21 protein-coding genes are annotated in these 22159 nt (G+C 70.8%); 13 read left to right on the top strand and 8 right to left on the bottom strand.

The genetic code is table 11. The features are described 5' to 3' along the window. Positions 1-21: 21 nt before the first annotated feature. Positions 22-534, top strand: a complete 513-nt coding sequence (locus QYS60_RS05225; RefSeq protein WP_371382599.1) for a DUF402 domain-containing protein — start codon at positions 22-24, stop codon at positions 532-534. Positions 535-568: 34 nt separating this feature from the next. Here the strand turns inward: QYS60_RS05225 and coaE are convergent, their stop codons facing one another. Beyond that, positions 569-1786 (bottom strand): dephospho-CoA kinase, encoded by a 1218-nt coding sequence (gene coaE, locus QYS60_RS05220; protein WP_371382587.1) that lies wholly within the window; start codon positions 1784-1786, stop codon positions 569-571. A 216-nt stretch (positions 1787-2002) separates the two neighbouring features. On the opposite strand from coaE, the gene QYS60_RS05215 reads away from it, so the two are divergent. After that, complete coding sequence (locus QYS60_RS05215) at positions 2003-2218, top strand: hypothetical protein (RefSeq protein ID WP_010595326.1); 216 nt, start codon at positions 2003-2005, stop codon at positions 2216-2218. 259 nt (positions 2219-2477) lie between these two features. Here the strand turns inward: QYS60_RS05215 and rpsA are convergent, their stop codons facing one another. Further along, entirely contained in the window at positions 2478-3941 is a 1464-nt protein-coding gene (rpsA, locus tag QYS60_RS05210; protein ID WP_003937913.1) for a 30S ribosomal protein S1, read from the bottom strand. Positions 3942-4162: 221 nt separating this feature from the next. Between rpsA and QYS60_RS05205 the strand changes: the two genes are divergently transcribed. The 4 genes from QYS60_RS05205 (at position 4163) to QYS60_RS05190 (ending at position 8656) form a co-directional block, all read left to right on the top strand. Further along, positions 4163-5011, top strand: coding sequence for a class I SAM-dependent methyltransferase (locus QYS60_RS05205; RefSeq protein ID WP_371382586.1), 849 nt, complete (start codon positions 4163-4165; stop codon positions 5009-5011). A 67-nt stretch (positions 5012-5078) separates the two neighbouring features. Beyond that, positions 5079-5762, top strand: a complete 684-nt coding sequence (locus QYS60_RS05200) for a TMEM175 family protein (RefSeq protein WP_371382585.1) — start codon at positions 5079-5081, stop codon at positions 5760-5762. Positions 5763-5861: 99 nt separating this feature from the next. Beyond that, positions 5862-7886, top strand: a complete 2025-nt coding sequence (locus QYS60_RS05195; protein WP_371382584.1) for an AMP-binding protein — start codon at positions 5862-5864, stop codon at positions 7884-7886. Beyond that, positions 7871-8656 (top strand): lysophospholipid acyltransferase family protein, encoded by a 786-nt coding sequence (locus QYS60_RS05190; protein WP_371382583.1) that lies wholly within the window; start codon positions 7871-7873, stop codon positions 8654-8656. Before QYS60_RS05195 ends, QYS60_RS05190 begins: the two co-directional genes overlap by 16 nt. 14 nt (positions 8657-8670) lie before the next feature. Here QYS60_RS05190 and QYS60_RS05185 read toward each other — a convergent pair whose 3' ends face one another. The 4 genes from QYS60_RS05185 to QYS60_RS05170 form a co-directional block, all read right to left on the bottom strand. Further along, positions 8671-9432, bottom strand: a complete 762-nt coding sequence (locus tag QYS60_RS05185; RefSeq protein WP_371382582.1) for an amino acid ABC transporter ATP-binding protein — start codon at positions 9430-9432, stop codon at positions 8671-8673. Continuing rightward, entirely contained in the window at positions 9429-10415 is a 987-nt protein-coding gene (locus QYS60_RS05180; RefSeq protein WP_003937908.1) for an amino acid ABC transporter permease, read from the bottom strand. Before QYS60_RS05180 ends, QYS60_RS05185 begins: the two co-directional genes overlap by 4 nt. A 14-nt stretch (positions 10416-10429) precedes the next feature. Next, positions 10430-11293, bottom strand: coding sequence for an ABC transporter substrate-binding protein (locus QYS60_RS05175; RefSeq protein ID WP_371382598.1), 864 nt, complete (start codon positions 11291-11293; stop codon positions 10430-10432). Between the two features lie 188 nt (positions 11294-11481). Next, positions 11482-12576 carry an isocitrate/isopropylmalate dehydrogenase family protein gene (locus QYS60_RS05170; protein WP_371382581.1) on the bottom strand — a complete coding sequence of 365 codons (1095 nt, stop codon included), beginning with the start codon at positions 12574-12576 and terminating at the stop codon, positions 11482-11484. Between the two features lie 19 nt (positions 12577-12595). On the opposite strand from QYS60_RS05170, the gene QYS60_RS05165 reads away from it, so the two are divergent. Then, positions 12596-13114, top strand: coding sequence for a 2'-5' RNA ligase family protein (locus QYS60_RS05165; protein ID WP_003937905.1), 519 nt, complete (start codon positions 12596-12598; stop codon positions 13112-13114). Between the two features lie 28 nt (positions 13115-13142). On the opposite strand, the gene QYS60_RS05160 is transcribed toward QYS60_RS05165, so the two are convergent. Beyond that, positions 13143-13310, bottom strand: a complete 168-nt coding sequence (locus QYS60_RS05160; protein ID WP_003937904.1) for a hypothetical protein — start codon at positions 13308-13310, stop codon at positions 13143-13145. A 42-nt stretch (positions 13311-13352) separates the two neighbouring features. Here QYS60_RS05160 and QYS60_RS05155 point away from each other — a divergent pair, with 42 nt between their 5' ends. Both QYS60_RS05155 and trxA read left to right on the top strand, forming a co-directional pair. Next, positions 13353-14360 carry a GlxA family transcriptional regulator gene (locus tag QYS60_RS05155; RefSeq protein ID WP_289379682.1) on the top strand — a complete coding sequence of 336 codons (1008 nt, stop codon included), beginning with the start codon at positions 13353-13355 and terminating at the stop codon, positions 14358-14360. Between the two features lie 111 nt (positions 14361-14471). Beyond that, positions 14472-14843 (top strand): thioredoxin, encoded by a 372-nt coding sequence (trxA, locus tag QYS60_RS05150; protein WP_289379684.1) that lies wholly within the window; start codon positions 14472-14474, stop codon positions 14841-14843. A 62-nt stretch (positions 14844-14905) separates the two neighbouring features. Here trxA and polA read toward each other — a convergent pair whose 3' ends face one another. Next, a complete protein-coding gene (polA, locus tag QYS60_RS05145; RefSeq protein ID WP_371382580.1) occupies positions 14906-17629 on the bottom strand; it encodes a DNA polymerase I in 2724 nt (907 codons plus the stop codon). A gap of 225 nt (positions 17630-17854) precedes the next feature. On the opposite strand from polA, the gene QYS60_RS05140 reads away from it, so the two are divergent. The 4 genes from QYS60_RS05140 to QYS60_RS05125 are packed head-to-tail and all read left to right on the top strand — an operon-like array spanning position 17855 to position 22041. Further along, a complete protein-coding gene (locus tag QYS60_RS05140) occupies positions 17855-19192 on the top strand; it encodes a branched-chain amino acid ABC transporter permease (RefSeq protein ID WP_289379720.1) in 1338 nt (445 codons plus the stop codon). A 5-nt stretch (positions 19193-19197) separates the two neighbouring features. Beyond that, a complete protein-coding gene (locus tag QYS60_RS05135; protein WP_054374845.1) occupies positions 19198-20187 on the top strand; it encodes a branched-chain amino acid ABC transporter permease in 990 nt (329 codons plus the stop codon). Further along, positions 20180-21220: an ATP-binding cassette domain-containing protein gene (locus QYS60_RS05130; protein WP_003937898.1), complete on the top strand. Its 1041-nt coding sequence runs from the start codon at positions 20180-20182 to the stop codon at positions 21218-21220. The genes QYS60_RS05135 and QYS60_RS05130 overlap by 8 nt, the downstream gene beginning before the upstream one ends. Then, positions 21217-22041 (top strand): ABC transporter ATP-binding protein, encoded by an 825-nt coding sequence (locus QYS60_RS05125; protein WP_289379724.1) that lies wholly within the window; start codon positions 21217-21219, stop codon positions 22039-22041. The genes QYS60_RS05130 and QYS60_RS05125 overlap by 4 nt, the downstream gene beginning before the upstream one ends. The last annotated feature ends 118 nt before the right edge of the window (positions 22042-22159 follow it).

The raw sequence follows: 22159 nt of genomic DNA, 5'->3' as shown, positions 1-22159 counted from the left end.
GACCGCAGTAACGTTCAGACCATGTTCGAGGCGAAGCTCCACCACGTCAAGGTCGAGACCTTCGACGTGGCCGCGCACACCAACGTCGACCCGAAGGGCTTCGTCCGGAAGGTCGAGGTGTATCGGGTCGAGCGGTGGGGGCTGTACATGGCGCGGCCCGCCGACCACCCCCAGTTCGGGTATCTCGAGTCGTGGCTGCTGCCGGAACTGGGCCTGCGCGCCTCGATCTTCCACTTCCGGCCCGGCTTCGAGCGCGACCAGGACCGGTACGTCGACATCGGCGAGTTCTGGCGCGAGGGGGACGTGTGGCATTCGCGCGACCACTACCTCGACCTCGTGGTGCGCACCGGACGCGACACCGCCGTCGAGGACGTCGACGAGCTGCTCGCTGCCGCGGCGGCGGGTCTGCTCGATCCCGGGACCGCCGAGCGCGCGGTGCAACGCGCGTTGCGGGCGGTCGACGGCATCGCCACGCACGGCCACGACCTCGACGCGTGGCTGGCCGCACTGGCCATGCCGATCAGCTGGCGCTGAGCTGCCGGCCGGCCGGCCGGCCCCGGCCCGCGCGTCAGGCCGACCATCCGGTCTGCTCAGCCCATTGCCGGGCGCGCGTGTAGGCGCCGTCGAACCAGGGCGCCTTCTCCTCGGCGTAGACGGCAGCAGCCTGGGCGGGGTCGTGCCGGGCCGCCGCGTCGCGGGCCGCGGCCCGCTTGATCTCGGCGTACTCGGTGGCCGCGTCGGAGTCGGCGCGCAGCCAGTCCCGCAGCAGCAGCGCGAACTGCTGGCCCGGCCAGCCCTGCACCCGCAGGTGCACGTACGCGGGCCGCCCCGGGTCGGCACTGCCGTGCAGGCGCATGCCCCACACGGCCGGATCGGTCTCGCCGCCGGCCCCGTACGAAGGCTGCGGTTCGTCGTGGTCGACGTGGGCGATGCGGGGAAAGCCGGCCCCGGCCAGCGCGTCGTCGAGCGCCTCGGCCGCGGCGAGGTCCGGCACGGTGATCTGCAGGTCGAGGACGTCGACGGCGGCCAGGCCGGGCACGGCGGTCGAGCCGATGTGGTCGATCCGCAGGGCGTGTCCCCCGGCGGCGAGGGCGAGCCGGCCGATCAGCCGTTGCGCCTGCCGGTGCCAGTCCGGGTTCGGATCGACGAGCACCGGCGCCGGCTGCACGGGGATGCGGCCGCGCAGGTTGGCCTCGAACGGCACGAGCCGCTCGGTCCACAGCGTGCGCACGGCCGCCGCGAGGGCGTCGCGCTCGCCGTTGTTGTCCAACCAGATATCCGCTGCGGCACGGCGCTGTTCGTCGGTGGCCTGGGCGGCGATGCGGGCCCGCGCATCGTCCTCGGGCATCGCGCGGAGTTCGACCAGGCGGCGCAGCCGCTCGTCGGCGTCGGTGTGCACCACGGCGACGAGGTGGAACGCGGGCGCCATCCCGCCCTCGACGAGCAGCGGGATGTCCTGCACGACGACGGCGTCGGCGGGTGCGGCGGCGACCAGTTCGGCGGTGCGTGCGCCCACCCGGGGGTGGGTTATCGCGTTGAGCACCGCCCGGGCCTCGTCGCTGGCAAAAGCCTTGGCGGCCAAGGCGGGCCGGTTCAGGGAGCCGTCCGGCAGCAGGATGTCCTCGCCGAACGCGGCGGCGAGTTCGGCCAGGCCCTCGGTGCCCGGCGCGACGACCTCGCGGGCGATGGTGTCCGCGTCGACGAGCACTGCCCCCAGCGCGACGAGTTCGTGGGAAACGGTGGATTTGCCCGCCCCGATGCCTCCGGTCAGTCCGAGTCTCAGCACGTCGACCAGTGTCGCATCACCGCTCCGGTGGCCGGACACCGGCCGGTCGTCACACTGCAGTCACAGCACGGTCACGGACAGGTCGCGACCAGCGGTTTCGCCGGCAACACGCCCATCTCACCGGTCTCACCTGCCCCAGTATCATCGGCGCGTCGGATATCGTCGGACCGAGCGTCCGACCACCGTCGTTACCCGCCCCACTCGAGAAGGCACCGCATGCGATCCTCCCCTCAGCTGCCCGGTCGGCATCGCCTCGGCATGGAGAACGGTGTTCACTGCATCCTCATCCCCGAGGTGGCCGCCGCGCTCGCCGAACACCGGCGAAACTGGTTCACCATGCTGCTCAGCAACGCCCGCCACAGCCAGGCGGCGATACGCAAACGCGCCGCCGAGCTGCCGGCCCAGTGGGCCACCACCCCGGCGGTGAGCTGAACAGCTCCGCCCCGGTCGGCGCGACGTACAGCACTGTGGCCCCGCTCCTCGTGGAGCGGGGCCACAGTGCTGTCCGGCACCGGTGTCGGGTCCCGTCCGTCCATGCCGGGCAGCGAACGCGAGGGGCGCCCCCCCCCCCCCCCGGGCCGGGGGCCCCCCGCGCTGTCCGGCACCGGGGGCGGCGCCCGCCCGGCCAGCCCGGGCCGCCCACGCGCGGGGCCCCGCACCGACCCGGTGCGGGGCCCCTCGATCGAACGTGTCAGGCGTTGCCGGACAGCTTCTCGCGCAGCGCGGCGAGCTGCGCGTCGCTGGCGAGCGAACCGCCGGTCGACTCGGCGGCGCCGGTCTCTGCACCCGTCTCGGACGAGTAGTTGGTGCCGGAGACACCCGCGGCAGCCTCGGCGGCCTCGTCGGCAGCCATCTTCTCGATCTGGGCGGTGTGCATCTTGTGGCGACGCTCGGCCTCCGCGTAGCGGGACTCCCACTCCTCGCGCTGCTTCTCGAAGCCCTCGAGCCACTCGTTGGTCTCGGGGTCGAAGCCCTCGGGGAAGATGTAGTTGCCCTGCTCGTCGTAGCTGTCGGCCATGCCGTACTTCGACGGGTCGAACTCGGCGTTGTAGTCCTCGTTCGCCTGCTTCAGCGACAGCGAGATGCGGCGACGCTCGAGGTCGATGTCGATGACCTTGACCATCGCGTCGTCGCCGACGGCCACGACCTGGTCCGGAACCTCCACGTGGCGCTCGGCCAGCTCGGAGATGTGCACCAGGCCCTCGATGCCCTCCTCGACGCGCACGAACGCGCCGAACGGAACCAGCTTGGTGACCTTGCCGGGGACGATCTGGCCGATCGCGTGGGTCCGGGCGAACTGACGCCACGGGTCTTCCTGGGTGGCCTTGAGCGAGAGCGACACGCGCTCGCGGTCCAGATCGACGTCGAGAACCTCGACGGTGACCTCGTTGCCGACCTCGACGACCTCGGACGGGTGGTCGATGTGCTTCCAGGACAGCTCGGAGACGTGCACCAGACCGTCCACCCCGCCCAGATCGACGAACGCGCCGAAGTTGACGATGGAGGACACGACGCCCTTGCGGACCTGGCCCTTCTGGAGCTGGTGCAGGAACTCGCTGCGGACCTCGGACTGGGTCTGCTCGAGCCAGGCGCGACGCGACAGGACCACATTGTTGCGGTTCTTGTCGAGCTCGATGATCTTGGCCTCGATCTCCTTGCCGACGTACGGCTGCAGATCGCGGACGCGACGCATCTCGACGAGCGACGCGGGCAGGAAGCCACGCAGGCCGATGTCGAGGATCAGGCCGCCCTTGACGACCTCGATGACGGTGCCCTTGACGGCCTCGTCCTTCTCCTTGAGCTCCTCGATCGTGCCCCACGCGCGCTCGTACTGCGCACGCTTCTTCGACAGGATCAGGCGGCCTTCCTTGTCCTCCTTGGTGAGAACCAGGGCCTCGACCTCGTCGCCGACGGAGACGACCTCGTTGGGGTCGACGTCGTGCTTGATGGAGAGCTCACGGGACGGAATGACGCCTTCGGTCTTGTAACCGATGTCGAGCAGCACCTCGTCGCGATCAACCTTGACGATGGTGCCTTCCACGATGTCGCCATCGTTGAAGTACTTGATCGTGGCGTCGATGGCGGCGAGAAAATCCTCGGCGGAGCCGATGTCGTTGACGGCTACCTGCGGCGAGGTGACGGTGGTGGAGGGCATGTGTTGAGTTGCTCCGGACGGGTTGGTAGTCGGTTGATGAAGTTCGGTCGGACGAGCGGACCGCGCGCCGCGCGAACGCCGCGCACACCCCGCCGCGGGCGACCGCGCCGGATCCTGTCGGGCCACGGGCGGACACTCGCGACCCTCAGGCTACGCGTCCCGGTGCTAGCTGGGCAAACCCGGGCCGATCCCGCTCGTCCGGCGGCTCTACCCTGAACGACATGTCCGACGACCGTCACGCCCACGCCCAGTCCGTCCTGGGAACGACCCGCGCAGGTCGGGCCCGCCTCGGCACCAGGGACAGCGAACGTGCGAGCCGCACCTGGTGGGACGCCGACGCCGCGGACTACCACCGCACCCACGGCGAGTTCCTCGGCGTGGACTCGGCGGAGGGCGAGTTCGTGTGGTGCCCGGAGGGGCTGCACGAGGGCGATGTGCACCTGCTCGGCGACGTGTCCGGCCGGGACGTCCTCGAGGTCGGCTGCGGTTCGGCGCCGTGCGCCCGCTGGCTCGCCGGGCGGGGTGCCCGGGCGGTGGGGCTGGACATCTCCATGGGGATGCTCTCCCGCGGGCAGGTCGCGATGGACCGCGGTGGGCCGCGGGTGCCGCTCGTCCAGGCCGGCGCGGAGGATCTGCCCTTCGCGGACGAGAGCTTCGACATCGTGTGCTCGGCGTTCGGGGCGGTACCGTTCGTCGCCGACTCGGCACGGGTCATGCGGGAGGTCGCGCGGGTCCTGCGCCCGGGCGGCGTCTGGGTGTTCGCGGTCAACCACCCTATCCGCTGGATCTTCCCGGACGACCCGGGCGAGCGCGGACTGACCGCGATGCTGCCCTACTTCGATCGCACCCCGTACGTGGAGGTCGACGAGGACGGGGTTCCCACCTACGTCGAGCATCACCGCACCGTCGGCGACCGGGTTCGCGAACTCGTCGCGGCCGGCCTCGAGATCCGCGACATCGTCGAACCGGAATGGCCGGAGGGGCTCGACCGGGAGTGGGGCCAGTGGAGCCCGCTGCGGGGGGAGCTGTTCCCCGGGACCGCGATCTTCTGCAGCCGCAAACCGGACTGACCGGCCGCGAACGCCGCTCCCTTCCGATCGTCCGTTGCGCCGGAGCCGCCTGTGTCAAGGTCGGGGGGTGACGCCCGAGGACGATTCCGGCGCATCGCGCGCACACCACGGCACGCGACACGGCGGTCGGCTGCTGCCCACCACGCGGCTCGACGCGTTCTCCGACGGAGTCTTCGCAATCGTCATCACGCTTCTCGTCCTCGAACTCGACGTCCCCGAATCGGCGTCCCGGCTGTTCGAGGACCTGCGGGCCGAATGGCCGTCGTTCCTGGGATATCTGGTCAGCTTCGCCTTCATCGGTGGGGTGTGGGTCGAGCACATCAACCTCACCCGCGTGCTGCGGGCGGCCGACGCGGTCTTCCTGCGCCTGAATCTGTTGCTGCTGCTGTTCGTCTCCTTCCTGCCGTTCACCACCAGCCTGATGGCGACCCATCTGGCCGACGCGGCACGCCGACCGGCGACGGTGGCGTTCGGTCTGAACCTGACCCTGGCGATCCTGATGAGCAACGTGCTGATCGTCTACGCCGTGCGTGCCGCCGATCTCACCGACGAGGCGGGCCGCGCCGAACTGCCGACGCTGGCCCGCGAGCGGTGGTCGGCGGCGGTGCTCATGGCCGCCTCGACCGTGCTGGCGGCGTTTCTGCCGCAGCTCGCGGTGGCGTTCTATCTCGCGGCCGCCGTGGTCCTGCTCGCCGAGCCGTTCCGGGTTCTCCGGGTCCGCCGGCACCGAACGGGCACCGGGCGGAACTGAACCGACCGGCCGGGGGCCTTCGGCCCTTCTCGTCGCCCGCACCGGCGCCTATGTTGGGCAGCAGGACGATCGGTCCCTCCCACAGGCGGCGAGACGACAGTGAGCGAGCCTACGATCTCGGGGCAGGACGATGCCCTGCTGCTGTCGGTGGTCCGCGACCTGGTGGCCGAGCGGTACACGATCGATCGCGCCGCCGGCACGCGGCTCGACAGCGTCTTCGATCGGGATCTCGGGCTCGACAGCCTCGCGGTCACCGAACTGTTCTCCCGTGTCGAGGAGGTCTTCGCGGTGCGCCTGCCCCGCGAGGCGCTCGGCACCGTGAGCACCCCGCGTCAGCTGCTGGGCGCGGTGCACCGAGCACCCGCGCGAGAGCGCCGCGGCCCGGTGCCCGCACGGCGGGCCGCGCCGGCACCCGCCGAACGGACCCCGGACGCGACCGCAACCCTGACCGAGGCACTCTCCTGGCACGCCCGCACCCATCCGGATCGTGTCCATCTGCGCATCCTCACCGAGGGACGCCGGAGCGAGATCGGCTACGGCGAGCTCTACTCGGCGGCCGCTACCGTGTCCGCCGCGCTGCTCGCCCGCGATCTGCGCCCCGGTGACGCGGTCGGTCTGATGCTGCCCACGGGCCGGGAGTACTTCACGACGTTCACCGGCGTGCTCCTGGCCGGCGGTGTCCCCGTCCCGGTCTACCCGCCGGCACGTCCGTCCCAGCTCGCCGAACACCTGCGCCGCCAGGTACGCATCCTCGACAATGCCCGGGTCCGTGTGCTGGTCACCGATCCGGAGGCCGCCGGCCTGGCCCGGTTGACGGCCGGCCAGGTGCCGACGGTGCGCCACGTCGTGACCCCGGGTGAACTGACCGGGTACGGCGAGGCGGCCGGCGCCGCACGCGCCGCCGGCGACATCGCCCTGCTGCAGTACACCTCCGGCAGCACGGGTGATCCCAAGGGCGTGACCCTCACCCATGCGAACTTGCTGGCCGACATCCGGGCGATGGGCACGGCCGCCGAGGTCTCCGCCTCCGACGTCTTCGTCAGCTGGCTGCCCCTCTACCACGACATGGGGCTGATCGGCGTGTGGTTGTCCGGCCTGTACTTCGCGGTGCCGGTGGCGGTGATGTCGCCGCTGGAGTTCCTCGCCCGCCCGGAGCGGTGGTTGTGGGCGATCCACACCCAGCACGGGACGCTGTCGGCGGCGCCGAACTTCGCCTACGAGTTGTGCCTGCGCCGAATCGGCGACGCCGATATCGACGGGCTCGATCTCGGCTCGCTGCGCATGCTGTTCAACGGTGCCGAAGCCGTGAATGCGGACACCGTGCTCCGGTTCTGCGACCGGTTCGCCGCCTACGGGCTCCGCCGCGAGGCCATGGCCCCGGTGTACGGGCTGGCGGAAGCGTGCGTCGGACTCACCTTCCCGCCCGTCGGGCGGGGCCCGGTGATCGATCGGGTCGACCGCGAGCGTTTCCTGCGGACGGGCCGCGCGGTGTCTGCCGGTGACGAGGATCCGAATCCGTTGCGTTTCGTCGCGTGCGGCCGGCCGCTCCCGGGGCACCGGATCCGGGTGGTCGACTCGGCTTCGAACGTGCTGGGCGACCGGCGGGAGGGCCGGATCGAGTTCCGCGGCCCCTCCGCCACCGCCGGGTACTACCGCAATCCGCCGGCGAGCAGGGCGCTGTCGCGGCACGGATGGCTCGACACCGGCGACCTCGGCTACCTCGACGGCGGCGAACTGTACGTCACCGGTCGCATCAAGGACCTCGTCATCCGGGCGGGCCGCAACCTGCACCCGGAGGAACTGGAGCGGGTGGTGGGCGAGATCCCCGGCATCCGGAAGGGCTGCGTGGCGGTGTTCGCGACCACCGCGCAGTCCGGCGGCACCGAGCGCCTGGTCGTCCTGGCCGAGACGCGCGAGACCGGGGCGGCCGTCCTCGACCGGCTCCGCGGACGCATCGCCGGGGCCGCGGTGGACCTGCTCGGCACCCCGCCGGACGACATCGTGCTCGCCCCGCCCGGAACGGTGCGCAAGACCTCGAGCGGCAAGATCCGCCGGTCGGCCACCCGGGAACGCTACGAGCAGGGCGACATGCGGGCCCGGCCCGGCCGGTGTGGTGGCAACTGACACGGTTCGCCGTCCGCGGTGCGGTCCCGAGCCTGCGGCGCGCGGTCCACCTCGTCCGGACCGGGGCGTTCGCCCTGTGGTGCTGGACGACGGTCGTCGTGGTCGGCCTGCCGACCCTGATCGCCGTGGCGGTGCTGCCTCGGCTTCCGGCGCGCCGCGCGGCCGCGGGCCGGGCCGCGCGGGCGCTCGCCCGCCTGACCCGCACCCCGGTGACCGCGCACGGCACCGAGCATCTCGCGCGGTTGCCGGACTGTGTGGTGGTCGCCAACCACGCCAGCTTCCTGGACGCCATCGCGATGTCGGCGGTCCTGCCGGGTAGCTACACGTTCGTCGCCGGTGAGGTCTTCGAGCGCAAACCGTTCATCGGGTTCCTCCTGCGGCGGGTCGGTACGCGGTTCGTCGAGCGCACCGAGCGCGAGCAGAGCGTGGCCGACGCGGACCGGTTGGTCGAGGCGGCCCGTGCCGGGGGCCGTCTGGTGGTGTTCCCCGAGGGTGCACTCTCACCGGTCCCGGGGCTGCGGTCCTTCCGCCTGGGCGCGTTCGTGATCGCTGCGCGGGCGGGTCTTCCGGTGGTCCCGGTCGCGATCACCGGTACCCGCGCGATGATGTGGCCCGACCACGGCAGGATCATCCACCGCGGAGCGGTCCACCTGGTCGTCGGCGCGCCGATCCTGCCGTCCGGTGACAGTTGGGACGCCGCCGTGGCGCTCGAGCGGGCGGCGCGGGCCGTGATCGCCGCACAGTGTGGAGAGCCCGACGGGGGCCGCTGAGCGGGGCCCCGGCGCTAGAGCAGCTTGGACAGGAACGTCTTGGTCCGTTCGTGCTGGGGATTGCGCAGCAGTTCCTGCGGCGGGCCGGCTTCGACGACCACGCCGCCGTCCATGAACACCAATTGGTCGGCGACCTCTCGGGCGAAGCCCATCTCGTGGGTGACCACCATCATCGTCATCCCGCCGGCGGCGAGGTCCCGCATGACCGCCAGCACCTCGCCGACGAGTTCGGGATCCAGGGCGGAGGTGGGTTCGTCGAAGAGCATGAGCTTGGGTTCCATGGCCAGGGCGCGGGCGATGGCGACGCGTTGCTGCTGGCCGCCGGAGAGCTGGGCCGGGTAGGCGTCGGCTTTGGCCGCGAGCCCGACCTTGTCGAGCAGGTCCCGCGCCAGTGCGACGGCGTCGGGGCGACGCATCTTCTTCACCAGCATGGGCACCTCGATGACGTTCTCGAGGGCCGTGCGGTGCGGGAACAGGTTGAAGTGCTGGAAGACCATGCCGATCTCACGGCGCTGCCTGGCCGCCGCGCGCGGGCTCAGCTCGTAGAGCTTGCCGCCGCGTTCGGCGTAGCCGACGAAGTGGCCGTCGACGTGCAGGCGGCCGGCGTCGATGTTCTCGAGGTGGTTGATGCAGCGCAGGAAGGTGGACTTGCCGGATCCGGAGGGTCCGATCAGGCAGGCGACGGTGCCGTCGGGCACCTCGAGGGACATGCCGTTGAGCACCCGCAGGGCGCCGTAGCTCTTGTAGACCCGGTCGGCCTGGACCATGGGCGTCATCGGCGTTCTCCTCCGGGGATGTCGGGTGCCTGCGCGGCGCCGGGCTCGACGGGCACGGGCTTGCCCTGCGCGTCGGCGAGGGCCTGCAACTGCCGCGTCGTGAGCTGGCGGCTCAGGCCCTTCGAGTAGTGCCGTTCGAGGAAGTACTGGCCCACCATGAGCAGGCTGGTGATGGCCAGGTACCAGGTGGCGGCGACGAGCAGCAGCGGGATGGGCTGGAAGTTGGCGCCGGAGATGTCGCGGGCGCGGCCGTAGAGCTCGAGGCTGTACGGCACCGCCGCGACCAGGGAGGTGGTCTTGAGCATGCTGATGAGCTCGTTGCCCGTCGGCGGGATGATCACCCGCATCGCCTGCGGCAGGACCGTGCGGCGGATGGTCTGCGACCACGACATGCCGAGCGCCACCGAGGCCTCCGTCTGGCCTTCGGGGACCGAGCCGATCCCGGCGCGCACGATCTCGGCCATGTAGGCGGCCTCGTTGAGCCCGAGTCCGATCACGGCGAACAGGAAGGCCGCGTTGATGCCCTGCAGGTCGATGTGCACGAACTGGTGCACGAACGGGATGCCGAGGTCGAGCTGCTTGTAGATCGAGGGGAACAGGCCCCAGAACACCAGCTGCACGTAGACGGGGGTGCCGCGGAAGATCCACAGGTACACCCAGGAAACGGTCTTGAGGACCGGGTTCGGGGACAGGCGCATGACCGCGAGAAGCACGCCGAGCAGGACGGCGAGCAGCATCGCCAGCACGGTCAGCTGCACGGTCTTCCAGGCCGCTGCGGTGATGCGCCGGTCGAACAGGTACTGCGCGTACACGTCCCACCGGTAGGCCTCGTTGGTGGCGGCGCCGTAGAGGAACAACGCCAGCAGCACGGCGACGACGATGCCGGCGATCCAGCGGCCCGGCCGGCGCAGCGGCACGGCCTCGATGGTTTCCGGTTCGGTCTGCGGTTCCGGTCCGGTGACGGAGGTCGGGCGGTCGCTCATCGCACCCCTTTCGGTCAGCTCGTCGCCGCGTTGATCTGCGCGGTGTCGATGGTTCCTTCTTCCATGCCCCACCGCTGCGCGATCTGCGCGTAGACGCCGGAGTCGATGAGATGCTGCATCGCCTGTTGCAGCACCGGTCCGAGCGGCGAGCCCTTCGCGACGACGAAGCCGTAGGGGGCGGCGTCGAATACCGGTCCGGCGGTCTCGAGGCGGCCGTCGCTGCGGGCGATCGCGTACGCGGTGATCGGCGAGTCGGCCGAGAGGGCGTCGACGCGACCGAGGATCAGGGCGTTGGTGGCCTCGTCCTGGCTGTCGTACTTGACCTTGTCGATCGGGGGTCTGCCCGCGGCGACGCAGGCTTCGCTCTTGGCGGGCACTTCGTCGATGTCCTCGTAGGTGGTGGTCTGCACCGCGACGCGCAGTCCGCACGCGTTGTCGGGGTCGACGTCGTCGCCGACGCGTTGGGCCCATTGCACGCCGGCGCTGTAGTAGGTGACGAAGTCGACGGACTGCTCGCGTTCCTTGGTGTCGGTGAACGACGACGAGCCCATGTCGAACGTGCCCGCCTGGACGGCGGGGATGATGCGGTCGAAGTCGGATTCGTTGAACACCGGGCGCACGCCGAGGACGTCGCCGAGGGCGTCGACGAGTTCGACCGCAAAGCCGACGATGCGGCCGTCGTCGTCCTTGAATTCGTTCGGGGCGTAGGGCACGTTGACGCCGACCTTCAGCTCGCCGGTCGCGGCGACACTCGCCGGGAGCTGGTCGGCGATCGCGTCGACCCGGTCGGCGCCGACCGGGTCACCGGGCGGCACGGTCGACTCGGTGTTGACGACGCAGCCGGACAGGACCGCGGCCGTCAGCAGCGCACCGAGCAGCCCCGCGACGAGGCCCCGGCGGCCGGTCGGTCCGGTACGTGCTGGTTCGTTCACAACCGCACAGTATCCATCGACGGACCCCGATTGCGGAAACCACCGCGCACCGGAGCCGGTGTCGAGGGGCTCGGTGGTGCCGGTGGTGCGGCGTCCCGGCGGGTCGAGCCGGCCGGGCGGGGTGGGGCTCGGGCTCAGCGGCGCAGCGTACGGGCGACGACGGTCTCGGCGAATTCCGCGGTGGAGGCGAGTCCTCCGAGGTCGGCGGTGGCCACGCCGGCCTCGACGGTCGCGGCGACGGCGTGCTCGATCCGGCGGGCGGCGGCGGCGAACCCGGGTACGTCGTGGACGGTGCCGAGCCGGTCGAGGAGCATCGCGGCGGACAGGATGAGGGCCGTGGGATTGGCGCGGTTGCGTCCGGCGATGTCGGGGGCCGCCCCGTGAGCGGCCTGCGCCATGGCCTGGGTGTCGGAGGCGTTGATCGACGCCGCGGTGCCGAGCGAGCCGGACAGCTCGCCCGCGAGGTCGGAGAGGATGTCGCCGAACATGTTCTCGGTCACGACGACGTCGTAGTCGCCGCCGTGGCGGACGAGGTGGGCGGCCATGGCGTCGACGTGCTCGTCGTCCACCGTGACCGACGGATACTGGGCGCCGACCTCTCGGCACACGTCCCGGAACAGGCCGGTGGTCAGGGACAGCACGTTGGCTTTGTGCACGATCGTGAGGCGGTGGCGACGACGTGCGGCGAGCCGGAAGGCGGTGTGGGCGATGCGTTCGGTGGCGGCCCGGGTGACGACGCCGACGGCGAGCGCGACGTCGGGGGTGGGCATGAATTCGCCGCTGCCGACGGCCATGTTGCGGTCGGCGTAGAGCCCTTCGGTGTTCTCCCGCACGATGACGAGGTCCATGTGCGGTGACACGGCGCGGACGCCGGGCAGGGCGCGGGCGGGGCGGATGTTGGCGTAGAGGTCGAACCGCTTGCGGATCTGTCCGCCCGGGGTGAGCCGGCCGCGGAACGGGTCGGGATAGGCCGCGCTGTCGTGCGGTCCGAGGATCCACGCACTCAGACCGGCGAGGGCGTCGAGGGTGGATTCGGGGGTGGGGGTGCCGTGGGTGGCGATCGCATCGGCTCCGAGCGGGAGCGGGACCCAGTCGATCTGCGGGCCGTGGGCGGCGGCGACGGCGGCGTCGACCACGCGGCGGGTGGCCGGGACGATCTCGTGCCCGATGCCGTCGCCTTCGAGCAGTCCGATGCGGTGCGGGGCGGGGATTGCGACGGCGTCGGTCATAGGGCAATCATTACCCACCATGGTGCAGTCGGTGGAACTGCTCCTCGACGACCGCCTGGATCAGGCCGTCCGGGAGGAATGGGCGCGTTTGCTGGATGTGGGGCTGGCCAGCCAGGCCCGCAACCGGTCCGAGTCGAACCGCCCGCACATCACGCTGGCGGTCGCCGCTTCGATTCCGCCGGGCGTGGAGGGGGCGATGCGGGAGCGGATCGCGGGGGTGCCGTTGCCGGTGCGGCTCGGGGGCATGGTGCTGTTCGGCTCGCGTACCGCGACGGTGGCGCGGCTGGTGGTGCCGACGGCCGAGCTACTCGAGCTGCAGCGGGCGGTCTTCGAGCTGGTCGACGGGTGTCCCGGTGTCCCGCCGCACACCCGGCCCGGCGAGTGGACTCCGCACGTGACCCTGGCCCGCCGGGTGCCGCCGGGCCGGCTCGGCTCGGCGCTGGCGGCGACCCGCGCCGGCAGCCGCGAGTTGACGGGTGTGACGGCGGGCATCCGACGATGGGACGGCGAGGCGCGACGCGAGTGGCGGGTGGTGTGAGGGCACGGCGTGGTGGGACGGCGCCGGGTCAGACGCGGTAGTCGCCGAACTGGGTGCACTCGCGGTGGGTGTCGGGAGTCCGGCCGGTCAGCGCCAGGGCGTCGAGCACCACGAAGACGACGAGGACGAGCAGGAGGACGGTCATGGCTTCAGCCTCGTCCACGGGCGCCCCGGCCGACAGCGGCAGGAACGACATGTAGCGTCGTTTTCCGGCCAATCCGGTGGCAGACTGGCGGACATGCTGACGACGGTGGTCGTGCCGCTGCTCCCCCGCACCGAGGCCTTCGAACTCGGTGTCGCCTGTGAGGTGTTCGGGTTCGACCGCTCCGACGACGGGTTGCCCGTGTACGACTTCGGCCTCGTCGCAGGCAGCCCCCGGCCGGTCACCACCCGATTCGGGTACACGATCGACGTCCCCTACGACCTCGATCGCCTCGACGACGCGGACCTGATCGTGGTTCCGGCCGGCGGCACCGGGAGCGCCGACCGCGACGAGTCGTTCGTGTGCGGCGCCGGCGGCGACGTCGCCGATCTCGAGCCCCTGTTCGCCAAACTGCGCGCCGCGGTGGAGCGCGGCGCGCGGGTCGCGAGCCTGTGCACGGGCGCCTTCGTGCTGGGCGCGGCCGGTCTGCTCGACGATCGCCGCTGCACCACCCACTGGCGTCACGCGGCGCAGCTGGCCGCACGCTTCCCGTCCGCGAAGGTCGATCCGGATGTGCTCTACGTCGACGACGATCCGGTGTTCACCAGCGCCGGTACCGCCGCCGGTATCGACCTGTGCCTGCACATCGTCCGCAAGGAGCACGGTTCCGCCGTGGCCAACGGGATCGCGCGCCGCATGGTGGTCCCGCCGCACCGCGACGGCGGGCAGGCCCAGTACGTGGCTGCGCCGCTGCCCACGGCACCGGCCGCGACGCTCGCCCCGCTGCTGGACTGGATGGCGGGACATCTCGACGAGGATCTACCGGTGGCGGCGCTCGCCGCGCGGGCCCACATGTCGGCGCGCACGTTCGCGCGGCGGTTCCTGGCCGAGACCGGGACGACGCCTGCCCGCTGGTTGCGCGATCAACGGGTCCTCGCCGCCCAGCGATTGCTCGAGAGCACGGACCTGCCCGTCGACGCGGTCGCCGACCGCGTCGGGTTCGGGACGGCCGCGGTCCTGCGGCAGCACTTCCTGCGTCTGCGCCGCACCACGCCGCACACCTACCGGCGCACGTTCCGCGCCGGCCCCGGCCTCGTACGGTGACCTGCCCGGCGTCGGCGCGCGGCGGGTATCCCCGGCCGGAGCGGGTACCCGGGGGAAGAAACGGTCGCGACGTGACGTTGACGCGATCAGTACCCGACCGAAAGGATCCCTGTGGCCACCCAGACTCTCACCCAGCAGAACTTCGACGACATCATCACCGGTAACGACGTGGTCCTCGTCGACTTCTGGGCCTCGTGGTGCGGGCCGTGCCGCTCCTTCGCCCCCACGTTCGAGTCGTCCTCGGAGAAGCACCCGGACGTCGTGCACGCCAAGGTCGACACCGAAGCCGAACAGGGCATCGCGACGGCGGCGAACATCCGGTCCATCCCCACGATCATGGCGTTCCGGGAAGGCATCCTGGTGTTCAACCAGGCCGGGGCCCTCCCGCCGGCCGCGCTCGAGGACCTCGTGACCCAGGTCAAGGCTCTCGACATGGACGAGGTCCGGCGGCAGATCGCCGAACAGAACCAGAAGCAGGGCTAGCGACGTCCCGGGCGCACTCCCGCCGCCACCGGGCGACGGGAGTGCGCCTGCCGGTGCCGGAGTCAGTGCGCGGCGGCGTCCCAGCTGCGTCCGAACCCGACCGAGACGTCCAGCGGGACGGACAGTTCGATGACCGAGGCCATCTTGTCCCGTACCAGCTGCTGCACCTGTTCGCGCTCGTCGGCAGTCACCTCGAGCACCAGCTCGTCGTGCACCTGCAGGAGCATGCGCGAACGCAGGCCGGCCTCGCGCAGGGCCGTCTGCACGTCGATCATCGCGACCTTGATGATGTCGGCGGCGGTGCCCTGGATCGGGGCGTTGAGCGCGGCGCGTTCGGCGACCTCGCGGCGCTGCCGGTTGTCGCTGTTCAGGTCCGGCAGGTAGCGGCGGCGCCCGTAGAGGGTGGAGGTGTAGCCGTCCTTGCGGGCCTGTTCGACGACGGCGTGCAGGTAGTCGCGCACGCCGCCGAAGCGGTTGAAGTACGCCTCCATCTGTTCGCGGGCTTCGTCGGTGGAGATCTTCAGCTGCTGCGCCAGCCCGTACGCGCTGAGCCCGTACGCCAGGCCGTACGACATCGCCTTGACCCGCCGCCGCAGTTCCGGGGTGACCTCCTCGATCGGCACCCCGAAGGCCCGGGAACCGACGAAACTGTGCAGGTCCTCACCGGTGTTGAACGCCTCGATCAGGCCCTCGTCCCCGGACAGGTGCGCCATGATCCGCATCTCGATCTGGCTGTAGTCCGCGGTGAGCAACAGGTCGTAGCCGGGGCCGACGACGAACGCGTCGCGGATGTGCCGGCCCGCCTCCGTACGCACCGGAATGTTCTGCAGATTCGGCTCGGTCGAGGACAGCCGGCCGGTGGCCGCCACAGTCTGGTTGAAGGTGGTGTGGATGCGGCCGTCGTCGGCGATGGACTTGATCAGACCGTCGACCGTGGTCTTCATCTTCATCGCTTCCCGGTGGGCGAGCAGATGCTCGAGGAACGGGTGCCCGGTCTGTTCGAACAGGTTCTGCAGCGCCTCGGCGTCGGTGGTGTACCCGGTCTTGGTCTTCTTCGTCTTCGGCATGTCCAGCTCGTCGAACAGCACCACCTGCAGTTGCTTCGGTGAGCCGAGGTTGATCTGCTTGCCGATCACGTCGTACGCGGCCGCCGCGGCGGCCGCGACGTCCGCGACGAAGCCGGACTGCAGGTCGTCCAACCGTTCGGCCTCGACCGCGATGCCGGTCGCCTCGAGGTCGGCGAGCACCCCCAGCAAAGGCAGTTCCATGTCGGTCAGCAGGGCGGTGGACTCGATCCCGTCGAGTTCGGTGTCCAGCGCCGCGGCGAGATCCACCACCGCCCGGGCCTGCAGAATCGCCGACTCGGCGACCTTCGCGTCCGCGGCGTCGGCGTCGTCGAGCAGCGAGAGCTGCTGCTCCCCCGACTCCTCGACCCGCAGTTCCCGCTTGAGGTAGCGCAGGGACAGGTCGTCGAGGTTGAAGCTGCGCTGCCCGGGACGCACCAGGTACGCCGCGAGGGCGGTGTCGCTGGTGACCCCGGCCAACGTCCAGTCGCGGCCCCGCAGCGCGTGCAGGGCGGCCTTCGCCTCGTGCAGCGCCTTCGGCACCGCCGCGTCGGCCAGCCAGCCGGTCAGTGCCGTCTCGTCCTCGGGGGTGAGGGTCGTGGTGTCCACGTACGCCCCCTCGCCGTCGGCCGCCGCGATCGCCACGGCCGTGGCGTCACCGCCGAACGGAACGCAGGAGCCGAGCACGGTGATCCCGTGCCGCGCACCCGGCCCGGCGTGCTCGGCCAGCCACCCGGGGAGCGTGCCCGGCTCGAGCACACCGCCGCGCACCTCGAAGCCCTCCTCGGCCTCGGGTTCGACCGAGCTGAGCGTCGCGAACAGCCGGTCGCGCAGCACCTTGAATTCGAGGTCGTCGAACAGCCGGTGGATGCGGTCGCGGTCCCAGGGGGCCAGAGCCAGCTGGTCGGGGGTGTAGGGCAGGGTCATGTCCCGCACCATCTCGGTGAGCTGTCGGTTGAGCAGCACGCTCGACAGGTGCGCCCGCAGGGCGTCGCCGGTCTTTCCGCGGACCTCGTCGACGCGGTCGACGAGATCGGTCAGACTGCCGAACTCGCGGATCCACTTGGCGGCGGTCTTCTCCCCCACGCCCGGGATCGACGGCAGATTGTCGCTCGGATCCCCGCGCAGCGCCGCGAAGTCGGGGTACTGCTGCGGGGTCAACCCGTACTTCTCCTCCACCGCCGCCGGCGTGAACCGGGTCAGGTCCGACACTCCGCGCCGGGGATACAGGACGGTGACGTCGTCGGTGACCAGTTGCAGGGAGTCCCGGTCGCCGGTGACGACGAGCACCCGATACCCCTGGGCTGCGGCCTGCGTGGCCAGGGTCGCGATGATGTCGTCGGCCTCGAAACCGGCCTCGGCCATCACCGGGATACCCAGGGCCTCGAGCACGTCCTTGGTGATGTCGATCTGACCGCGGAACTCGTCGGGCGCAGAACTGCGGTTGGCCTTGTACTCGGGGTAGGCCGTCGCCCGGAACGTGTCGCGGTTGACGTCGAACGCGGCGGCGACGTGGGTGGGCTGCTCGTCGCGCAGCAGGTTGATGAGCATCGAGGTGAACCCGTACACCGCGTTGGTGGTCTGCCCGCTGTGGGTCTTGAAGTTCTCCGCCGGCAGGGCGTAGTACGCGCGGAACGCCAGGGAATGCCCGTCGAGCAGCAACAGGGTCGGTCGGTCGCCGCCGGCGGCGACGGGTGCGGAGGAGGTCGATGCGCGAGTCACGGTTCCTCAGTCTAGGGACCGGCTCGGACAACCCGGACCCACCGCGCCCGGTGTCCCCGCCGCGGCGCGGCGAAACAGAACAGCGCGGCGCGGCGAAACAGAACAGATACGCGGCGGAAATCGCAGAGCGCCGTGGAATGCGGTTGCAGCCGCTAAAGTCCGGTTCCACGACGCCGGTGCCCCGGCGGCGCGCACGACGACCCCGACGTGATCCGGAGGACCTGCGTGGCCCCATTCGTGCCGCTCCGGGAGCGATTGCCGGTTCCTCGGCTCGCCCCGATACTCCTGCTGCTGCTCGCGCTCGCCGGTCTCGGAGCCGGGACCGCCCTGGCACAGGAGCCCACGCCACCCCCGGCACCGGCCACCACCGCCCCACAGCCGAGCGAGGGGGTGCGGGTCAGCGGCAGTCTCAACAACGCCGGAGAACGCCTCGGCGGGGTCACGGTCCGGGCCCGCGACACCACGGGCGCCGAGGTCGCCGAAGCGACCTCGGCGGCCGACGGCCGCTGGGCGATGACCGTGCCCCCCGGCACCTACACGTTCGAAGTGGACGAGCAGTCCCTTCCCGACGAGGTCAGCGTGCAGGGCACCGTGCAGCGCGACGTCGTTGCCGGCCGGGCCAACACCGTCATCTTCTCGTTCGGCGAGTCGCGTTCCGGGTTCGGCACCTCCGGGTGGGAGACGTTGATCCGCACCGTCGTCGACGGACTCCGGTTCGGCCTGGTGATCGCGATCGCCGGGGTCGGGTTGAGTCTGATCTTCGGAACCACCGGCCTGACGAACTTCGCGCACGGGGAGCTCGTGACCCTCGGCGCGGTGGCCGCGTGGATCTTCAACGTGAGCCTGGGCATCCAGCTGATCCCCGCGACGCTGCTCGCGATCGGGGTGGGCATCGTCATCGGCCTGCTCAACAACGGGCTGATCTGGGCGCCCCTGCGGCGCCGGCGCACCGGCCTGATCGCCCAGCTCGTCGTGTCGATCGGCCTCGCGATCTCGTTGCGCTACCTGATCCTCGCGCTGTTCTCCGACCGGGCCGAGGCTTTCGCCGACTACCAGGGCCAGCGACAGCTGGAATGGGGTCCGATCGCGATCACCCCGGTGAACCTGGCGTGCATCGTGGTCAGCCTCGTCGTGCTCGTCGGGGTGGCCCTGCTCGTCCAGCGCACCCGCATCGGCAAGGCCATGCGGGCGGTGGCCGACAACCGGGATCTGGCGGCGGCCTCGGGCATCGACGTCGAACGCGTCGTCCGGTTCGTGTGGGGGCTCGGCGGTGGACTCGCGGCCCTCGGTGGGGTGTTGTTCGGCCTGTCCGAGCTCGGCGGTCGGGTGCAGTGGGAGATGGGCTTCAAGCTGCTGCTGCTGATGTTCGCCGGGATCACCCTCGGCGGGCTGGGCACCGCGTACGGGGCGTTGCTGGGTTGCGTGATCGTCGGTCTGCTCGTGCAGTTGTCGACGCTGATCATCAACCCCGACCTGAAGTACATCGGTGGCCTGCTCGTGTTGATCGTCGTCCTCGTGGTCCGTCCACAGGGCATTCTCGGCAGCCGGGCCAGGGTGGGGTGAGCGCCGTGGACCTCGTTGCCGTTCTCCAGGTTTCCTTCGCCCAGTTGATCGGGCCGTCGGCGATCTTCTACGCGCTGCTCGCCATCGGACTGAACCTGCACTTCGGGTACGCCGGACTGCTCAACTTCGGCCAGATCGGATTCGCCCTGCTCGGCGGGTACGGCGTGGGGATCATGACCGTCACCTACGACCAGCCCCTGTGGCTGGGCATCCTGGTCGGCCTGGTCGCGGCGGCCCTGCTGGCACTGGTGCTGGGCATCCCCACCCTGCGGTTGCGCGCCGACTACCTCGCCATCGTCACCATCGCCGCCTCCGAGATCCTGCGGCTGGTGTTCCGCTCCACCGCATCGGATCCGGTGACCGGCTCGACCAACGGGCTGTTCGGATTCGCCGGACCGTTCACCGAGCTCAGCCCGTTCGATTCCGGGCGGCAGTACTCGCTGCTCGGGATGCGGTTCTACGGCGACGACCTGTGGGCGATGGTCGTGGGCTGGTCCCTGGTGCTGGCCCTGTGCGGTCTGGTGTACCTGCTCAGCCACAGCCCGTGGGGGCGGGTGCTCAAGGCGGTCCGCGAGGACGAGGACGCCGCCCGGTCGCTCGGCAAGAACGTGTTCGTGTACAAGATGCAGGCGCTGGTGCTCGGTGGCATGATCGGCGGGCTCGGTGGCATCTTCAATGCGCTGCAGACCAAGTCGATCAACCCCGACTTCTACTCCACCGCCCAGACGTTCTTCGCCTTCGGCGCCCTGATCCTCGGGGGCGCCGCCACCGTGTTCGGCCCCGTCCTCGGCGCGATGCTGTTCTGGTTCCTGCTCACCATTCCCGATGCCCTGCTGCGCCAAGCCATCTCGGGTCCGGACCCGCTGCTGGCCCTGTCCGAGCAGCAGGTCGGCGCGATGCGCTACATCCTCCTCGGCGTGCTCATCGCAGTCATGATGGTGTTCCGGCCCCAGGGCATCCTCGGCAACAAGCGGGAGGTGCAGCTCGATGCCTGACGCGTCCCTGCCCGCGGCACAGCGTTCCGCCCTGTTCGACTCCGTGGCCCGCGAGCCCGGCGCAGCCAAACCGGATCCGGTCCTCGTGGTGGACCGGCTCTCCCGAACCTTCGGCGGCCTCCGGGCGGTCGACGTGGCGCACCTCGAGATCCAGCGCGGCTGCATCACCGGCCTGATCGGGCCGAACGGCGCCGGCAAGACCACGCTGTTCAACCTGCTCACCGGCTTCGACCGACCCGACACGGGGACCTGGAGCATGGACGGGGCGTCGCTCGGACGTCTGCATCCGCACCAGCTCGCGCGCCGCGGGATCGTGCGGACGTTCCAGCTCACCAAGGCGTTGTCGAAGATGACCGTGCTGGACAATGTGCGGCTCGGCGCGAGGGGGCAGCGGGGGGAACGGATGCTCGCGGCGTTGCTGCCGTGGACGTGGCACCGGCAGGAACGTGCCGTCACCGAACGGGCCCACGAGATGCTGGCGCGGTTCGCCCTCGACACGAAGGCCGACGACCTGGCCGGCTCCCTGTCCGGTGGGCAGCGCAAGCTCCTCGAGATGGCCCGGGCTCTGATGACGGACCCGGCGGTGGTCATGCTCGACGAGCCGATGGCCGGGGTCAATCCCGCGCTGACGCAGACCCTGCTCGGGCACATCAAGACTCTGCGCGACGACGGCACGACCGTCGTGTTCGTCGAGCACGACATGGACGTCATCCGCGACATCTCCGACTGGGTGGTGGTGATGGCGCAGGGATCGGTGATCGCCGAGGCCCCGCCGGAGCAGCTGTCCTCGAATCCGGCCGTCGTCGACGCCTACCTCGGCAGCCACCACGACCAGGTGCTCGAGTTCGACGACGAGGGCAACCCGGTCGGCGCCACGGCCGCGCTCGCCGTGGCCATGGAGGAGGCCGAGGCGCACACCCTCGAGACCGGCGGTGACCTGTCCGAACCGGACGCCACCGTCCTCGGCGACCTGCCCGACGCGACCGGACGGCCTCAGCCCGGTACCGAGCCTCCGACGCAGGAGAAGCCGTGAGCGAGACACCGCCCCCCGAACCGGCGCCGACGACCGCGGCCGAGCGCGCGGCCACCGCCGAGGAACACGCCCGCCTCGCCGAGGGGGCACTGGTGCGCGCCGACGACATCGTCGCCGGGTACTTCCCCGGCGTCGACATTCTGCGCGGCTGCAACTTCTACCTCCGCGACGGCGAGATCGTCGGCATCATCGGACCCAACGGTGCCGGCAAGTCGACCCTGCTCAAAGCGCTGTTCGGGTTGATCCCCGTGCGACGCGGCACGGTGACACTGCGCGGCGACGACATCACCGCCGCTCCGGCCCACGTCCTGGTGCGCAAGGGGCTCGGCTACGTGCCGCAGACCCGCAACGTGTTCCCGTCACTGACCATCGAGGAGAACCTCGAGATGGGAATCTATCTGCGGCCCAAGAAATTCGAACAACGGTTCGCGTTCGTCGCGGAGTTGTTCCCGCTCCTCGGTGAGCGCCGCAAGGTCAAAGCCGGGGCCCTGTCCGGCGGTGAGCGGCAGATGGTGGCGATGGGCCGGGCGCTGATGATGGATCCGTCCGTGCTGCTGCTCGACGAACCGTCGGCCGGCCTGTCGCCGATGTTCCAGGACGAGGTGTTCATCCGCTGCAAGAAGATCAACGCCGCGGGGGTGTCGATCATCATGGTGGAACAGAACGCACGCCGGTGCCTGCAGATCTGCGACCGCGGCTACGTGCTCGACCAGGGCCGCAACGCCTACACCGACACCGGACCGAACCTCATGCACGACCCGAAGGTCGTCGAGCTGTACCTCGGGACGCTCGCCGGCAGCCGGGAGCAGAAGCGCAACTGACGGTGGGCGGGCCGGGAACCGATCCGGTTCCCGGCCCGCCCACCGGCTCGTCGTCACCCACCGACCACGATGTAGTCCTCCGTGGTGAGCGTGTTGTCCGGTCCGAACACCAGGTGCC

It is taken from the genome of Rhodococcus sp. GXMU-t2271, from assembly GCF_041414735.1.
Classification (GTDB): Bacteria; Actinomycetota; Actinomycetes; order Mycobacteriales; family Mycobacteriaceae; genus Rhodococcus; species Rhodococcus indonesiensis.
Note: the sequence above shows the minus strand (reverse complement) of the source record. Positions and strands in the feature narration are given on the sequence as shown.

What these genes read in the sequence shown, in the direction of transcription:
- QYS60_RS05225 (WP_371382599.1), top strand. Translation starts at nt 22, where the DNA reads ATGTTCGAGGCGAAGCTCCACCACGTCAAGGTCGAGACCTTCGACGTG.
- QYS60_RS05170 (WP_371382581.1), bottom strand. Translation starts at nt 12,576, where the DNA reads ATGACCGACGCCGTCGCAATCCCCGCCCCGCACCGCATCGGACTGCTC.
- QYS60_RS05155 (WP_289379682.1), top strand. Translation starts at nt 13,353, where the DNA reads ATGCTGACGACGGTGGTCGTGCCGCTGCTCCCCCGCACCGAGGCCTTC.
- QYS60_RS05205 (WP_371382586.1), top strand. Translation starts at nt 4,163, where the DNA reads ATGTCCGACGACCGTCACGCCCACGCCCAGTCCGTCCTGGGAACGACC.
- rpsA (WP_003937913.1), bottom strand. Translation starts at nt 3,941, where the DNA reads ATGCCCTCCACCACCGTCACCTCGCCGCAGGTAGCCGTCAACGACATC.
- QYS60_RS05165 (WP_003937905.1), top strand. Translation starts at nt 12,596, where the DNA reads ATGGTGCAGTCGGTGGAACTGCTCCTCGACGACCGCCTGGATCAGGCC.
- QYS60_RS05160 (WP_003937904.1), bottom strand. Translation starts at nt 13,310, where the DNA reads ATGTCGTTCCTGCCGCTGTCGGCCGGGGCGCCCGTGGACGAGGCTGAA.
- QYS60_RS05180 (WP_003937908.1), bottom strand. Translation starts at nt 10,415, where the DNA reads ATGAGCGACCGCCCGACCTCCGTCACCGGACCGGAACCGCAGACCGAA.
- QYS60_RS05215 (WP_010595326.1), top strand. Translation starts at nt 2,003, where the DNA reads ATGCGATCCTCCCCTCAGCTGCCCGGTCGGCATCGCCTCGGCATGGAG.
- QYS60_RS05185 (WP_371382582.1), bottom strand. Translation starts at nt 9,432, where the DNA reads ATGACGCCCATGGTCCAGGCCGACCGGGTCTACAAGAGCTACGGCGCC.
- QYS60_RS05130 (WP_003937898.1), top strand. Translation starts at nt 20,180, where the DNA reads ATGCCTGACGCGTCCCTGCCCGCGGCACAGCGTTCCGCCCTGTTCGAC.